Below are 16008 nucleotides of genomic sequence, written 5' to 3'. Positions count from 1 at the left end.
ATCGTCCCGACATGTTGGGATGAAAGTGAAAATAATTAACCGTTACGGTGTAATTTTAACAATAAAAAAGAATGGAAAATGAAAAAGGTTTATATGTAGCTTTAGGAGTTTACATAGGAGAGTTGCAAAAGCGTGCGGATTTGAAAAATGACGAAATACGGAAGAGCGTACACATCGGCCACTCTACTTTTAATGATTTAAAAAAGGGGCAAAACGCCCATTGAGTGATTACGTAAAAGTGGTGGAGTGCTGTCTGGATGCCTTCAATGAAGAGGAAGCCGGGGCTATCTGGGATGAATGGAGGAGAATGTATTTTCGATACAGGAGAAGAAAAGAGGAGGAGAGAGGAGAACGGTGAAAAAACAGATAAGGTAAAAGCGGCAGGCGGGAAAAAGTTTCCCGCCTGTGGTCTTTATGAATGGATTTTTTTGTAGCTTTGTGAAAAATAAGATTGATATGGAAGATTTGCAAAGATTATATCCTATCGGGATACAGACTTTCTTTAAGATACGTGAGGGGAATTTTCTCTATATTGACAAGACGGAATATGTGTACCGGATGACGCATTCGGCTTCCAGCTATCTGTTTCTAAGCCGTCCCCGACGTTTTGGAAAATCTTTGCTTACCAGTACCCTTCACTGTTATTTCGAGGGACGGAAGGATTTGTTTGAGGGACTGGCCATGGAGACATTGGAGAAGGAATGGATACAACACCCGGTGTTGCACTTCGACATGAGTACCGCTAAACATGTGGACAGGGAACAACTGAACGCGGAACTGGAATTGAAACTCATGGCATACGAGGAGATTTATGGACGTGTAGAAGAGGAACTGTATGTGAATCAGCGTCTGGAGGGACTTATAAAACGTGCTTATAAGCAGACCGGTAAAAAAGTGGTTGTCTTGATAGACGAATATGACGCTCCTCTGCTTGATGTGGTTCATGAGGAGAAAAATCTGCCGCAGTTGCGTAATGTGATGCGCAATTTTTACAGTCCGTTGAAGGCATGTGATCCTTATCTGCGCTTTGTTTTTCTTACGGGTATAACCAAGTTCTCGCAACTTAGCGTGTTCAGTGAACTTAATAATATCACCAATGTGAGTATGCTGCCTGATTATGCTGCCATTTGCGGTATCACTGCTGAAGAACTCCGTACTCAAATGGCTCCCGATGTAAAGCATCTGGCTACCCGGTTGGGAATCACTGCAGAGGAGATGTTGGACAGACTGAAGGAAAATTATGACGGTTATCATTTTTCGTGGCCGTCGCCCGACGTTTTCAATCCTTTCAGTTTGCTGAAGGCGATGGCTTTGGGAGAGATCGGCTCTTATTGGTTTGAGAGTGGTACACCCACTTATATCATAGAGATGCTGCGTAAATATGCTGTATTGCCATCAGAAATTGGTGGCGAGGAAGCGTCTCCCAGTGATTTTAACGTACCTTTAGAGTTGGCTACCAATTATATGCCGTTGCTTTATCAGGCTGGTTACCTTACGATAAAGGGTGCGGATTTGGAATTTGACGCATATATGCTTGATATTCCAAACAAAGAGGTGCGTGTCGGTCTGATGAAAAGCCTGATCCCATCTTATGTGACGAGTGACAGTCATGAGGTGAATAGTGTGGTGCGTAACTTAGCGCGTAACATTGTGCGGGGAGATATGGACGAGGCTTTGAAGCTGCTTCAGGCTTTTCTTTCCACTGTGCCTTATTGCGACAACACGGATTATGAGGGACATTACCAGCAGATGCTATATGTGATATTCTCATTGCTGGGCATTTATACCGATGTGGAGGTGCACACGCTGAAAGGACGTGTGGATATGGTGCTTCGCACGAGGACTACTCTCTATCTGGTAGAACTGAAATTGAATCAAAATGCAGAGATTGCCATGAAGCAAATTGATTTGCAGCAATATGCAGATCGTTTTGCTCTTTGCGGGCTTCCGGTGGTAAAGGTTGCAATAAATTTTAGTGCGGAGACTCGGACAATTGCTGATTGGGTGATTTCAAGAGGAACGTATGCATAGTTGTATTATAATTTAAATAATTTTAAAAGAGTATGAGTAGCAAGATATACCCCATTGGCATACAGAACTTTGAAAAAATCCGGAAAGACGGTTATTTCTATATTGATAAGACTGCTTTGATTTATCAGATGGTGAAGACAGGCAGTTATTATTTCTTGAGCCGTCCCCGTCGTTTTGGAAAAAGTCTGTTGATATCTACGCTTGAAGCGTATTTCTTGGGCAAGAAAGAACTTTTTGAGGGCTTGGCCATGGAAAAGCTGGAAAAGGATTGGATTACATATCCTATTTTTCATATCGATCTTAATACGGAGAAGTATGATACGCGGGAGAGCCTGGACAGCATATTGAATTTCACATTGGAGAAATGGGAACAGCAATATGGCACCGCCCCGTCGGAAACAACTTTTGCATTGCGTTTTCGCGGCCTTATTGAACGGGCTTATGAGCAAACCGGGCAGCGTGTGGTCATTCTGATTGATGAATATGATAAACCCATGTTGCAGGCAATAGGTAACGAGGAACTTCAGAAGGAATTCCGTAATACCATGAAAGCTTTTTATAGTGTGCTGAAGACTATGGACGGTTGTATTCAGTTTGCTTTTCTGACGGGAGTGACGAAATTCGGTAAGGTAAGCGTGTTCAGCGATTTAAATAATCTCGATGACATCTCAATGCGGAAGCAATACGTGGATATTTGCGGAGTTTCTGAAAAAGAATTGCATGATAATTTGGAAATTGAACTGCATGAACTGGCGGATGCAAAGGAGCTGACTTATGGTGAACTGTGCAATAGATTGAGGGAGTACTATGATGGCTATCATTTTACATACAATTCTATCGGAATATATAATCCGTTCAGCTTGCTTAATACTTTTAAATATAGAGAGTTCGGTAGTTATTGGTTTGAAACGGGAACTCCTACTTATCTAGTGGAGTTGCTGAAAAAACATCATTATGACTTGGAACGTATGGCGCATGAGGAAACGAGTGTCGCTGTATTGAACAGTATTGATTCAACATCGGACAATCCTATTCCGGTCATTTATCAGAGCGGTTATCTCACTATCAAAGGGTATGACGAAGAATTTGGAATTTATAGTTTAGGCTTCCCTAATCGCGAAGTAGAGGAAGGATTTATTAAATTTTTGCTTCCCTTTTATGCGAACACCAATGCGGTAGAGTCGGAGTTTGAAATATAGAACTTTAACGCGAAAATGCGTAATATTGAGAAATGGATAGTGGAATAATGGTGAAATAACGATAGAAAATCCCGGCTGAATAAATAAAACGGCTGGGATTTTTTGTTTAGGATGTCTATTTGCCATTCTTGAAAAATATCAAATGGTAGCTATATCTTTTCCGTGTGCGATAACGAAAACGCAAAAAATAACAATTTATTATGTAGAAAAAGTTGGGGGAATGCTTCGTAGTTCACAAATAATGATTAAATTTGCCGCGATTTGTAATGCGGAGTTTGCAAAATGACGAATAATACTATAAAGCATCTAGGTATTGTGGAAAACATCCAAGGTTCTCATCTGTCGGTGAGGATTGTCCAGACATCGGCTTGCGCGGCTTGTAGCGCAAAGGGGCATTGTTCCTCGGCGGATAGTAAGGACAAAATCATAGATATTATAGATACCGCGGCTTCTTCCTATCAGGTGGGAGAGAAGGTGATGGTGGTCGGCGAAACGTCGATGGGCATGATGGCAGTGGTATTGGCTTTCGTACTTCCTTTCGTACTTCTTATATTTTCATTGTTTCTTTTGATGGCGTGGATAGAGAATGAGTTGTATGCAGCACTTCTTTCTCTGGCTGTCCTTATACCTTATTATTTCGTTTTGTGGCTCAATAAAACGCGACTCAAACAACAATTTTCATTTACTATAAAACCAATAAATAACTAAAAACATTATGAATTTGATTCTGATTGCAGTGATTTCATTGGGAGCTATAGCGCTCGTGCTGGCCGCTATTCTTTATGTGGCTTCCAAGAAATTTGCCGTGTATGAAGACCCGCGGATTGCTCAGGTGGGAGAAGTGCTTCCCCAGGCTAATTGTGGTGGATGTGGCTATCCCGGTTGTAGCGGATTTGCCGACGCTTGCGTCAAAGCCGGTTCGCTGGATGGTAAATTCTGCCCCGTAGGTGGACAACCTGTCATGGCACAAATTGCTGATATCCTCGGACTTGCAGCCGGTGAAGCTGAACCGATGGTAGCAGTGGTAAGATGTAACGGAACGTGTGCCAATCGTCCGCGTACCAACCAATATGATGGTGCGAAGAGTTGTGCTATTGCCGCTTCGCTGTATGGTGGGGAAACGGGATGTAGTTACGGATGTCTGGGGTGTGGTGACTGTGTGGCTGCTTGTCAGTTCGATGCCATCCACATGAATCCTGAAACGGGACTTCCGGAAGTGGATGAAGCGAAATGTACCGCTTGTGGCGCTTGTGTGAAGGCTTGCCCGAAGGCGATCATCGAAATCCGTCCGCAAGGAAAGAAGTCACGCCGCGTGTATGTTTCTTGTGTGAATAAAGACAAGGGAGCTGTGGCACGTAAGGCTTGTACAGTGAGCTGTATCGGCTGTGGCAAGTGTGTGAAGACTTGTCCGTTCGAGGCTATTACGCTGGAAAACAACTTGGCTTATATTGATCCGAACAAGTGTAAATCTTGCCGGAAATGTGTGGAAGTTTGTCCGCAGAATAGCATTATCGAGTTGAATTTCCCGCCGCGGAAACCCAAAGAAGAAGCTCCGGCCGCTCCGAACCCGGCTGCAAAAGTGGAAACTCCTGCTCCGAAGGCTACAGAAGCTCCGAAAGTAACAGAATAATAACAGAAAAAAATACAGAACTGTATGTTAAAGACATTTTCAATTGGTGGAGTTCATCCACACGAAAATAAATTGTCGGCACATCAACCTATTATCACAGCGGAAGTTCCTGCAAAGGCTGTTATTTTGCTGGGGCAGCACATCGGTGCGCCTGCAAAACCGGTTGTAGCGAAAGGGGATGTGGTAAAGGTAGGCACACGGATTGCCGAACCTGCCGGCTTTGTTTCGGCAGCAATTCACTCTTCGGTCAGTGGTAAAGTGGCGAAGATTGATACCATAGTCGATGCCAGCGGTTATGCGAAACCTGCCATCTTCATTGATGTGGAAGGCGACGAATGGGAAGAAACAATCGACCGTAGCACCACACTGGTGAAAGAGTGTGAACTTTCCGCAGAAGAGATCGTGAAGAAGATTGCCGATGCCGGAATCGTAGGTCTGGGCGGTGCTTGTTTCCCTACGCAGGTAAAACTTTGTCCTCCTCCTTCTTTCAAGGCTGAATGTGTGATTATCAATGCCGTAGAGTGCGAACCTTACCTGACTGCCGACCATCAGCTGATGCTGGAACACGCGGAAGAAATCATGGTGGGTGTTTCTATCTTGATGAAAGCGGTGAAAGTGAACAAGGCATTTATCGGAATCGAAAATAATAAGCCTGATGCTATCGAACTGATGACCAAAGTAGCTTCCAGCTATGCAGGTATCGAAGTAGTGCCCTTGAAGGTGAAATATCCGCAAGGAGGTGAAAAGCAATTGATTGACGCAATCACCAAACGTCAGGTGGCGAGCGGCGCATTGCCTATCTCTACGGGAGCAGTCGTTCAGAACGTGGGAACAGCATTTGCCGTTTATGAAGCTGTACAGAAAAATAAGCCGTTGTTCGAACGTGTGATTACCGTGACAGGAAAGTCGGTTGCGAAACCTTCCAATTTCCTGGCTCGTATCGGTACGCCGATGAAACAGTTGATTGACGCTTGCGGTGGTCTGCCCGAAGATACGGGTAAGGTGATCGGTGGCGGTCCGATGATGGGTAAGGCGCTCGTAAATATCGAGGTTCCTACTGCGAAGGGCAGTTCCGGTATCCTGATTATGAATCAGAAGGAAGCCAAACGCGGCGAAGCTCAAACCTGTATCCGTTGCGCGAAGTGCGTGAGTGCCTGTCCGATGGGACTGGAACCGTACTTGCTCGGAGCTTTGTCCGAAAACGGAGATTTTGAAACAATGGAAAAAGAAAGAATCATGGATTGTATCGAGTGCGGCTCTTGCCAGTTCACTTGTCCTGCCAACCGTCCGCTGCTCGACTATTGTCGTCTGGGTAAAGGCAAAGTAGGCGCTATGATTCGTGCACGTCAAGCTAAAAAATAACGAATATGGAAAATAAATTAATCGTATCACTATCACCCCACGTTCATGGCGGAGACAGCGTACAGAAAAATATGTATGGCGTGCTGATCGCACTGATTCCGGCTTTTCTGGTGTCTCTCTATTTCTTCGGACTGGGTGCCCTGATTGTCACGGCTACTTCCGTTGCAGCTTGTTTGTTCTTCGAATGGGCGATCGGGAAATATTTAATGAAGAAACCTACCACCACCATCTGCGACGGCTCTGCCATCATCACAGGTGTGTTGCTGGCATTCAACTTACCGTCTAATCTCCCTATCTGGATTATCATTCTGGGTGCACTGTTTGCTATTGGTGTAGGCAAAATGTCTTTCGGCGGATTAGGTTGCAATCCTTTTAATCCGGCACTGGCAGGACGTGTGTTCCTGTTACTTTCTTTCCCGGTACAGATGACCAGCTGGCCGGTAGTCGGACAGTTGACCGCCTATACGGATGCTACCACCGGTGCCACTCCGCTGGCATTGATGAAACAAGCGATTCATGCTGCAGATAAGAGTGCGGCTATGGATGCTTTAAACCAGATTCCGGATGCATTGAGTTTGCTGATCGGACAGAATGGCGGATGCTTGGGTGAAGTGAGTGCATTGGCTCTATTGATCGGACTGGTTTATATGCTCTGGAAGAAGATCATCACTTGGCATATTCCTGTGTCTATCCTGGCTACCGTGTTTATCTTTGCAGGTATCATGCACTTGGCAGATCCGGAAAAATATGTTTCTCCGATATTGCAGTTGCTCTCCGGTGGTCTGATGCTGGGTGCTGTCTTTATGGCAACCGACTATGTGACTTCTCCGATGAGTAAGAAAGGAATGTTGATTTATGGTGTATGTATCGGTCTGCTAACGGTTGTCATCCGTCTGTTCGGTGCTTATCCCGAAGGTATGTCGTTCGCTATCCTGATTATGAATGCGTTCACTCCGCTGATTAACACCTATTGTAAACCAAAACGCTTTGGGGAGGTAGCGAAGAAGAAATGAAAAAGTTAGAATCATCTTTAAAGAATATGTTGCTGGTACTTACGGGCGTGACTGCTGTCTCCGTAGCGTTGCTGGCTTATGTAAATGAACTGACAAAAGGCCCCATTGCCGAAGCGAATGCGAAGACACTGAACGAGGCTTTGAAAAAGGTTCTTCCCGAATTTACCAATAATCCGGTAGCGGAAAGCGATACGATTTTCAGCGAGAAAGACGGAAAGAAGAACGTTGACTTTATCGTTTATCCGGCTAAGAACGGCGAAGAACTTGTAGGAACGGCCGTCGAAGCTAAATCAATGGGATTTGGCGGCGAACTGAAAGTACTGGTAGGCTTTAACGCCGAAGGTAAAATCTATAATTACTCGTTACTCGCTCACGCGGAAACTCCGGGACTGGGCTCTAAAGCCGACAAATGGTTCGGAGCATACGACCCGGCCAAGGGAGAACAGGCTGTGTCTCACGAAGAGAGTAAAAAGTCTATTTTGGGGATGAATCCGGGTGAAACTCCGTTGACTGTCAGCAAGGATGGGGGAGCGGTGGATGCTATTACAGCTTCTACCATTACTTCACGTGCGTTTTTGAATGCTGTAAATGCTGCTTATCAGGCTTATAAAGCGGAAGGTGGTGAAGTGAATGGTGTCAGCGGTGCTTCTCAAAAGGCTACAGGCGCAGATTCTGACACTGCTACAGGAGCTACGATAAAAGTTGAACTTACTGATTCGGTCAGTGCTAAATAAGAAAGGAGACAGATATGAATAACTTTAAAGTAATGATGAACGGGATTATCAAAGAGAATCCTACGTTTGTACTCCTGCTCGGTATGTGTCCTACATTGGGTACGACTTCGTCGGCCATCAATGGTATGGGTATGGGACTGGCTACCATGTTCGTTTTGATCTGCTCGAATGTGGTGATCTCTTTAATCAAGAACCTGATTCCGGATATGGTGCGTATCCCGTCGTTTATCGTGGTGATCGCGTCTTTCGTAACCTTGCTTCAAATGGTGATGCAGGCATACGTGCCGGGACTGTACGCTACGCTCGGACTTTTCATCCCGTTGATTGTAGTGAACTGTATTGTGTTGGGACGTGCCGAAGCATTCGCCGCCAAGAATAACGCAGTTGCTTCTATGTTCGACGGTATTGGCATGGGACTTGGTTTCACCATTGCCCTGACATTGCTGGGTGCTGTCCGTGAATTTCTGGGAACCGGTAAGATTTTCGATCTGACCATCATGCCGGAAGAATATGGAATGTTGGTATTTGTATTGGCTCCGGGTGCTTTCATCGCTTTGGGATACCTCATTGCGCTGATTAACAGTTTCAAGAAAGCCTAATTCAATTAAATAAGAAAAGAATATGGAATATATATTGATATTTATTTCGGCAATCTTTGTAAACAACATCGTGTTGTCGCAGTTCTTGGGTATCTGTCCGTTCCTAGGCGTATCTAAGAAAGTAGAGACTGCGATGGGTATGAGCGCTGCGGTTGCTTTCGTGTTGACCATCGCTACCATCGTTACTTTCCTGATTCAGAAGTTTGTATTGGATGTTTTCGGGCTGGGATATTTGCAGACGATTACGTTCATTCTGGTCATTGCCGGATTGGTGCAAATGGTGGAAATCATTCTGAAAAAAGTATCGCCTGCTCTGTATCAGGCTTTGGGCGTGTTCTTGCCTTTGATTACAACCAACTGTTGTATTCTTGGTGTGGCTATCCTGGTGATTCAGAAAGACTACGACCTGCTGACAGGTGTTGTGTACGCGTTTTCTACGGCCATCGGTTTCGGTCTGGCACTGGTGCTTTTTGCCGGATTGCGCGAGCAGATGAGCCTCGTGAAAGTACCTAAAGGAATGCAAGGCACTCCGATTGCCTTGATTACCGCCGGTTTGCTTGCTATGGCATTCATGGGATTCTCCGGCGTGGTGTAAGGATTTACAGTTGATAATTAAATAGGGGATTGGAAGCTCTGTTGTATGTCGCCATACAGCTTTGAGTTTCCAATTCTTTTTTATACCTGATTGCCACCAAATCGTACCTAAATTACTTTTCAGCAAATAAAATTGTGGCAAATTATTGCTATTCCATTTTATTTCCATACATTTGTAACTCAAACAATGATAAGCCGAGAAACTAACCATTTTTATAAAGTATATGAAAGAAAGAATTTTAGTAACAGGCGGGACAGGATACATAGGGTCTCATACTGTTGTAGAACTACAAAACAGTGGATATGAAGTAATCATCATCGATAATTTATCAAATTCAAGTGCTGACGTTGTTGACAATATAGAGAAAGTTTCCGGTATTCGCCCAGTTTTTGAAAAGCTGGATTGCCTGGACTTTGCTGGTCTTGATGCAGTATTTACAAAATATAAAGGAATTAAGGCGATCATTCACTTTGCAGCGAGCAAAGCAGTAGGAGAATCGGTACAGAAACCGTTGCTTTACTACCGTAATAACCTGGTTTCTTTGATTAACCTTCTCGAACTGATGCCAAAACATGGAGTAGAAGGTATTGTGTTCTCTTCTTCCTGTACAGTATACGGCCAGCCGGATGAATTGCCGGTGACAGAAAAGGCTCCGATTAAGAAAGCGGAATCGCCATACGGAAATACGAAACAGATTAATGAAGAGATTATTCGTGATACGGTAGCTTCAGGTGCTCCGATCAATGCGATTATGCTGCGCTATTTCAATCCGATTGGTGCGCATCCTACGGCATTGCTGGGTGAACTGCCTAATGGGGTTCCTCAAAACCTGATTCCATATCTGACCCAAACCGCCATCGGCATCCGTGAGAAACTAAGTGTGTTTGGTGATGATTATGATACACCGGACGGTTCTTGTATCCGTGACTTTATCAATGTTGTTGACTTGGCTAAAGCCCACGTGATCGCTATCCGACGTATCTTGGAAAAGACACAAAAAGAAAAAGTGGAAGTGTTCAATATCGGTACAGGACGTGGCGTTTCTGTATTGGAATTAATAAATGGCTTTGAAAAAGCCACCGGCGTAAAATTGAATTATCAGATTGTCGGACGTCGTGCAGGCGACATTGAAAAAGTTTGGGCGAATCCGGATTTCGCAAACCAGGAACTGGGTTGGAAGGCTGTAGAAACTTTGGAAGATACTTTACGTTCTGCATGGAACTGGCAGCTGAAACTCCGTGAAAGAGGGATTCAATAAAAGAGATTTGTTTTAAAATGAACATAAAAGATTAAACAAATCGTGCATGCGATTTGTTTATTTGATGCTAATCGACCTGAAGCTGTTTATGAGTATGCGAATATACGTAAATAGTACTTATGCCTCCCCGGCATAGACAGGAAAGATTGCATAGTAGTTTTGTCGTGTTTTATTTTGTGTTTGTGTTGTGACGGTACTACGACGTGAGTCGTGGTACCGTTTTTTTGGTACGCCCAGCATGGATGTTCTGTTTTATAAAATATTTAGCACTAATTCTTCTGTTATCCAAAATTATTTTGTAATTTTGTATCAAATGAATAAGATATGAGAGTAGTATCACATAAGAAATTGAAAGATTTCTACGAGACGAAAGGGTGTGAAGATTCACGTGTTGCTTTAGAACGTTGGTATGATATAGCGGAAAAAGCAGAATGGCGGAATTTGTCTGATATAAAAGCGGATTTTCTATCGACTGATTATGTGGGCAATCAACACTATGTTTTTAATATCAGAGGGAACAACTATCGGCTGGTAGTGGTTGTTAAATTTACGGTGGGATACATTTTTGTCCGTTGGGTGGGAACTCATAAAGAGTATGATAAAATAGATTGTTCAACTATATAATATAATAGATATGACTAAAATAACGAAAGAACAATACGAATTTGCATTGGCAAGAGTCGAAGAACTTCTGCCTTTGGTGGACGACAGCACTCCTGCAAATGACAAGAGCATGGTGGAGCTTTCTGTTATGTCTGATATAGTGATTGCGTATGAGAAGGAACATTTTCCTATAGAAAAACCAACCGTAGCAGAATTGATAGAATTGTCCCTTGAAGAAAAGGGGATGACACAAAAACAGCTTGCCAGTGAAATAGGGGTTAGCCCTTCACGCGTGAATGATTATATTTCGGGTCGCTCGGAACCTACTTTAAAAATAGCTCGCTTGCTTTGCCGGGTACTCAATATACACCCCGCTGCCATGTTGGGATTTTGAAAAAATAGTCAAAACATAATTGTTAGTGAGATTTATTTGTTTAATGTACCTTTGAAGCAGAATACGTCAGTTCCCCAATCAATTTCCGGTAAGACGAATCCGGGAGCAAACAGCCCGAATACGGATGAGCCGGAGCCGCTCATGGATGCGTAGATTGCTCCTTGATGATAGAGTTCTTCTTTGATTTCTCCAATGACGGGATGTTGCGGGAATACACTTGCTTCGAAATCATTGATTAGGATATCCTTCCATTCTGCAACTGGACGCAGGATTGCCTCTTTGACCGGATATTCCGGACGGTGCGGGTGGATATTTGAAAAGGCTTCCCGGGTAGAAACGAAAACGTTCGGCTTGACGATCATGATTTGGTAACCGCTTAATGAAAGCTCGATTGGTGAGAACAGGTTTCCGATCCCTTCGGCATAGGTCGGCTTGTTTTTAATAAAGAAAGCACAGTCCGCTCCCAAAGTGGCGGCATATACCTCCAGCTGTTCTTCAGATAATTCCAGCTGAAAATGATCATTGAGCAACTTCAGCATAAAAGCGGCATCGGATGAACCGCCCCCCAGTCCGGCTCCCGAGGGAATATGCTTATATAAATGAATTTCGACAGGGGGAAGATGAAACTCCTTATCCAGCAATGAATAGGCCTTTGCCACCAGGTTGTCTTCCGGATTGCCGGCTATCTCCATGCCATACTGGTGGAGGATAATCTTCTTTTCTGTTTCAGAAGAAGTACGGATTTCGAGAGCGTCTTCGAGGGCTACCGGATAGAAAACGGTTTCCAGATTGTGATATCCGTCCGGGCGTTTTTCCGTGATGGAAAGTCCCAGGTTTATTTTGATATTAGGAAAAGCGAGCATAAGGTTATTTACTATTTTAGATTTTTATCGGTTCGACTTAACCGATTGAAGAATAAACTTTTAGCGAATTATTTGAGAAATAGAGGTAACGATTTAGCAACTGTGCGAAATTCAGCGTTTTGCGTTGCTATACTGTCAAATAACTCTTTCATTTGCAAATATAATATCTTTTTCCGAAAGTACGAACTATCGGTGGCAATTTTATAAAATCGGCTTGCGAAAAAAGAAAATCATTCATCCCATTCATGAGGTTATGTTATGTAACAAATAGAAAAGGTGGTCAATGACCACCTTTTCTATTTGTTACGTATACCAACTATAGGAACTGTCTTTTCCATACCCGATTTAGCGGAATATTTGAATATCCCTATTTGTTTAGCACATTTACCTGAAGGTATCTTAATAACTTGGTCGTCATAGTAAGACAGTCCATCCTCATTCAAAAATAACACAGTTAATCCTGTTGGTATCAAGTATCCTTGTTTTACTTCGTTAGCTAAGGCTTCACCTGAATCCAAAACTTGAAATACCTTAAAAGAATTTTCACTTATACATTCTCCCTCTTTTTCAAATAATGTAATTCCTTTATAAGTAGAATTTCCACCAGCTATAAGCATGGAAACAACAACCACTAGAATAGCTCCAGTGACAACACCACCAATGAATATACATACTTTTTTCATAGCTGTCCTTGTCTAAATATCATCCAAATCATTTTGGATTTTGGCTTCAACATTTTGAGAATCACGATAGCGAATCATTACCATACCTTCATAAACTCCAGAAGACTTTTCAATTGAAAGTTGTATATCTCCTCCTGTCACTTCCCATGCACTACCATATACAACCGTTCCCTGATGCACTTCCGCCATTAAAGCGGTATTGGAATCTAAATGGGCAGGGTTGTTTTCTTTTGAAATTGTCGGCTTGCCATATTTACGAGTATATAAATCCTTATAATAGTCGTAAGTATTAACAAGGGTATTCCACTCCCCACTTGGGTCAAATAAAACGACAACTGCAAAAACATTTTTTCCATCGTCTGTAGCAGTTACCCCTACCGTTGCTTGACGACCTGTAAAGTCCCCTGAAAACAAAGTTATATTGTTTTCACGACCAATTGAAGTAAATCCTTTAGATTTGAGCTTTTGACAAAATTCTGTCATACTTCCCTCAATGGGAATACCCTTAAACGAAAGGTGCTCTTGTGCCATAATGTCAATGACTGCAAAGAGTACTGTTAAGGTGATTAAAATTTTCTTCATACTTATCATATTTAATTGGTTATATAGTAGTTAATAAATTAAAGTCTTCAATAGATATTTTACCTATTGAAACAAGCCATTCAAGATAAGAAATATCATCTTTAATATCGCCAAATTTTTGTCCCTTATATTTCCCAAAATCAATAATCCTTTCTGAAATAGATATATCCAAAGTTTTTTCGACATTTGGATACAATCGTTTAAGCTCTTTAAAGTCTATTTTGAAAAGCCTATCTGTCGTTTCTAACCAATAAAGATATTGATAATCCATTTTATAAATATCCCCCAAAGATTTCCCTTTATATTTCCCAAACATAAGTATCTCATCCGCTTTGTGAATAGGAAATATTTCATCAAGAGATACGCCAGGAACATCAATTAAAACCCACTCTCCACATCCGGCACAAGGGATTTCTTCATCTTTGATATTTGGATAACACTCTTTCCTATAAGTGTCATCAGGTTTACCATTCATAAAGCATTTACCATAAGCTTTTCCATATTTACCACGTGGCTTTACTGTTTCAACTAAAAAGGTTCTATCTCGATTAGGGTCAATACGCCTCTCTTCACTTGATGAGCGTGCTAAACCCAACTCACACCGTTTAACTAAAAATGGTGTTCGCTTACCTATATTGTAATAAATATTAAAAATATTATCGTGTGGGTACATATCTTATTCTCATTGTGGTGGACACTCAATTATCTTTAAATAATTTGTCAAGTTCTTTTCTTATTGCGCCTAACGCTATATTTTGGTCATGGCTTACAGTCATTCCTATTCCACTACTTTTTACTACTGCTATACGTTGATTGTTATTGTAGTCGTAAAATGTTACTGTAATATATGTATGTCCTCCATCCCATTTTTCAGAAGTAACATGGATATTAGGCGTAAGAATGCTATCAGAACACTCCAATACCTTTGAGATATTAGAGGTAGATAACACTTTTAGATTTGTTTCTGCAATTTGATTTTGAACTGCCATTATAATATCATCTAATTCTCTATCACCTGATGATTCACTACCAAAAATAACATACTTGTACTTGCTTACATCTGCATTGCTTGATAGTACAATCCTGCTTGATGCACAAGATGTCATTAATGTTATAATAATAGCGATAGGTATAATTTGTTTGATTAATTTCATATTTTTCTTTATTCCTATGGCTCATTAAGTTCCAATAAAGCCGTTAATTACACAGAAGCGTGGAACTGCAATGCCACGTCTTTGTTGAAGGTCGTAGGAAAACCCTAATGAGCAGATGTAGTAATAGCAGCCCACGCTATAGCGTGAGAACCACTATGCCATCCTTGCTCATTTTGAAAATTTCCTACGTTTTCAACAACAAGATAAGCATAACGCTTCTTTCTTTTCTAATATGTCTTGGACGGAGTTTCCCCAATCCAAACACAAAAGTAATGAAAAGTTGTGATAATCACTTATGTTGCAACAGATTTATTTGCTCGCTGTTTAAAATCGGAATTCTACAGTTTCATTCCTCTGCTTTTCCTTTGCGGTTGTATAGGTCGGCGTATGTTCTGCTTTAACTTCTCGAACTGTTCCTTGAACCACTCGGCAATGGGCTTTCGGTCGATGGCAAGAACTAATCTCGTCCCGTCCGTGGGGTCTTTCACTACTTGAAACCCAGCCTTTTCGGTCGTGAATTTCCGTCCGTGTTCTTCCGAGTAGAGTTCCCCTGCATACTCCAACGGCTTTCCCTTGACGAGCGTTGCGGTCTGTCTTTCATCGAACCCAATAAGGCGGCAGAGGTTTTCGATACGGAGCATTTCACGGAAATAGGGAAACCATGCCGCAGCCCTTGCAATTACCGTTTTCAAGAAAGATATTTCCTCCTTGTGCTTCGTTTCTTTGTCCGCTATCTCCCTGCGGTGCTTCCGTTCTACTTCTGCCATCTGTCGGCTGTGGTCTGCCTGCATGTTCTGTATTCTGTCTTGCAGGGCTTCGATGGTTTCCTCGTGGTCGGCTATCTCTCTATGCAGGGCGGTGTTCTCCCTTTCCAATGTCTTGACCTTGTTGCTGCCGAAAAGAGAACCGACACTCTCGGCGATGTTAGCGGCTGCGGTGGTTGCTGCCCCTTTCAGCTTCTCGGTCTGTATTTCTTTTTTCGCCTGTCTTAGTTCTTCCCGTGCCGTTTCTTTCTGCTGTTGCAAATCCACCACTTCCGCTTTGAGGTCGTCGGCAAGTTTCTGTATATCCCGATAATACTGCTGTGTGGACTTGTGGCGAGCTTTCGAGCCGTCTATGCCTCTTTGCAGCCCGTATTTCGCCATCGCTTCGGCATAGGTATCTTGGTAGGACTTCAATTTCAGCCGTGTCATAATATCGTCTGCGCACAGCCTCACGGTGTCGGTCGGCTTCTTGCGGTATCGCTTCTTCGTCTGTTCCTCCCTTTTCCTGCGCTTTCGCTCTCCTTTGACGATGGGGACGAGCGTG

The 16008-nt window shown here is 42.8% G+C and carries 19 protein-coding genes and 1 pseudogene; 14 read left to right on the top strand and 6 right to left on the bottom strand.

From position 1 onward, the window contains the following. Positions 1 to 71 precede the first annotated feature (71 nt). From DW173_RS23955 to DW173_RS09490, 14 genes and pseudogenes are all read left to right on the top strand, one after another. Positions 72 to 224 carry a hypothetical protein gene (locus DW173_RS23955; RefSeq protein ID WP_004317950.1) on the top strand — a complete coding sequence of 51 codons (153 nt, stop codon included), beginning with the start codon at positions 72 to 74 and terminating at the stop codon, positions 222 to 224. Then, positions 221 to 358, top strand: a complete 138-nt coding sequence (locus DW173_RS23810; protein ID WP_153882642.1) for a hypothetical protein — start codon at positions 221 to 223, stop codon at positions 356 to 358. The genes DW173_RS23955 and DW173_RS23810 overlap by 4 nt, the downstream gene beginning before the upstream one ends. 98 nt (positions 359 to 456) lie before the next feature. Next, complete coding sequence (locus DW173_RS09545) at positions 457 to 2031, top strand: ATP-binding protein (RefSeq protein WP_004317951.1); 1575 nt, start codon at positions 457 to 459, stop codon at positions 2029 to 2031. Positions 2032 to 2063: 32 nt separating this feature from the next. After that, a pseudogene (locus DW173_RS09540) lies at positions 2064 to 3227 on the top strand (AAA family ATPase); the annotation flags it as partial. Between the two features lie 285 nt (positions 3228 to 3512). After that, positions 3513 to 3938, top strand: a complete 426-nt coding sequence (locus DW173_RS09535) for a SoxR reducing system RseC family protein (RefSeq protein ID WP_004317952.1) — start codon at positions 3513 to 3515, stop codon at positions 3936 to 3938. A gap of 7 nt (positions 3939 to 3945) precedes the next feature. Further along, a complete protein-coding gene (locus DW173_RS09530) occupies positions 3946 to 4860 on the top strand; it encodes a Fe-S cluster domain-containing protein (RefSeq protein WP_118418787.1) in 915 nt (304 codons plus the stop codon). Positions 4861 to 4884: 24 nt separating this feature from the next. After that, entirely contained in the window at positions 4885 to 6222 is a 1338-nt protein-coding gene (gene rsxC / locus DW173_RS09525) for an electron transport complex subunit RsxC (RefSeq protein WP_004309220.1), read from the top strand. 5 nt (positions 6223 to 6227) lie between these two features. Continuing rightward, positions 6228 to 7235, top strand: a complete 1008-nt coding sequence (locus tag DW173_RS09520; RefSeq protein ID WP_008022713.1) for an RnfABCDGE type electron transport complex subunit D — start codon at positions 6228 to 6230, stop codon at positions 7233 to 7235. Further along, entirely contained in the window at positions 7232 to 7969 is a 738-nt protein-coding gene (locus DW173_RS09515) for an RnfABCDGE type electron transport complex subunit G (protein WP_120144365.1), read from the top strand. Before DW173_RS09520 ends, DW173_RS09515 begins: the two co-directional genes overlap by 4 nt. Positions 7970 to 7983: 14 nt before the next feature. Continuing rightward, positions 7984 to 8568, top strand: a complete 585-nt coding sequence (gene rsxE / locus DW173_RS09510) for an electron transport complex subunit RsxE (protein WP_004295586.1) — start codon at positions 7984 to 7986, stop codon at positions 8566 to 8568. 22 nt (positions 8569 to 8590) lie between these two features. After that, the gene (rsxA, locus tag DW173_RS09505) at positions 8591 to 9163 is read left to right on the top strand and encodes an electron transport complex subunit RsxA (RefSeq protein WP_004303570.1); all 573 of its coding nucleotides are present in this window, start codon (positions 8591 to 8593) and stop codon (positions 9161 to 9163) included. A gap of 223 nt (positions 9164 to 9386) precedes the next feature. Further along, positions 9387 to 10421, top strand: coding sequence for a UDP-glucose 4-epimerase GalE (galE, locus tag DW173_RS09500; RefSeq protein ID WP_004312756.1), 1035 nt, complete (start codon positions 9387 to 9389; stop codon positions 10419 to 10421). A gap of 324 nt (positions 10422 to 10745) precedes the next feature. After that, on the top strand, positions 10746 to 11045 hold the full coding sequence (locus tag DW173_RS09495) for a type II toxin-antitoxin system HigB family toxin (RefSeq protein ID WP_004295589.1): 300 nt from the start codon (positions 10746 to 10748) through the stop codon (positions 11043 to 11045). Positions 11046 to 11055: 10 nt separating this feature from the next. Beyond that, entirely contained in the window at positions 11056 to 11418 is a 363-nt protein-coding gene (locus tag DW173_RS09490) for a type II toxin-antitoxin system HigA family antitoxin (protein ID WP_004295590.1), read from the top strand. A 32-nt stretch (positions 11419 to 11450) separates the two neighbouring features. Here DW173_RS09490 and ispE read toward each other — a convergent pair whose 3' ends face one another. The 6 genes from ispE to DW173_RS09455 all read right to left on the bottom strand — a co-directional run. Beyond that, positions 11451 to 12281 carry a 4-(cytidine 5'-diphospho)-2-C-methyl-D-erythritol kinase gene (ispE, locus tag DW173_RS09485; RefSeq protein WP_022199635.1) on the bottom strand — a complete coding sequence of 277 codons (831 nt, stop codon included), beginning with the start codon at positions 12279 to 12281 and terminating at the stop codon, positions 11451 to 11453. Positions 12282 to 12577: 296 nt separating this feature from the next. Next, positions 12578 to 12964: a hypothetical protein gene (locus tag DW173_RS09475; RefSeq protein WP_049702882.1), complete on the bottom strand. Its 387-nt coding sequence runs from the start codon at positions 12962 to 12964 to the stop codon at positions 12578 to 12580. A 12-nt stretch (positions 12965 to 12976) separates the two neighbouring features. After that, positions 12977 to 13546 (bottom strand): hypothetical protein, encoded by a 570-nt coding sequence (locus DW173_RS09470; RefSeq protein WP_049703371.1) that lies wholly within the window; start codon positions 13544 to 13546, stop codon positions 12977 to 12979. Between the two features lie 19 nt (positions 13547 to 13565). Beyond that, complete coding sequence (locus DW173_RS09465; RefSeq protein WP_049702881.1) at positions 13566 to 14219, bottom strand: hypothetical protein; 654 nt, start codon at positions 14217 to 14219, stop codon at positions 13566 to 13568. 25 nt (positions 14220 to 14244) lie between these two features. After that, positions 14245 to 14700, bottom strand: coding sequence for a hypothetical protein (locus DW173_RS09460; RefSeq protein WP_049702880.1), 456 nt, complete (start codon positions 14698 to 14700; stop codon positions 14245 to 14247). A 338-nt stretch (positions 14701 to 15038) separates the two neighbouring features. Then, the coding region (locus DW173_RS09455; protein ID WP_233562130.1) for a mobilization protein at positions 15039 to 16008 on the bottom strand (970 nt) is incomplete at its 5' end.

Origin of the sequence: Bacteroides sp. AM16-13 (assembly GCF_003602705.1) — a bacterium.
Lineage (GTDB): Bacteria > Bacteroidota > Bacteroidia > Bacteroidales > Bacteroidaceae > Bacteroides > Bacteroides xylanisolvens.
This window is presented reverse-complemented; position numbering and strand designations above follow the sequence as displayed.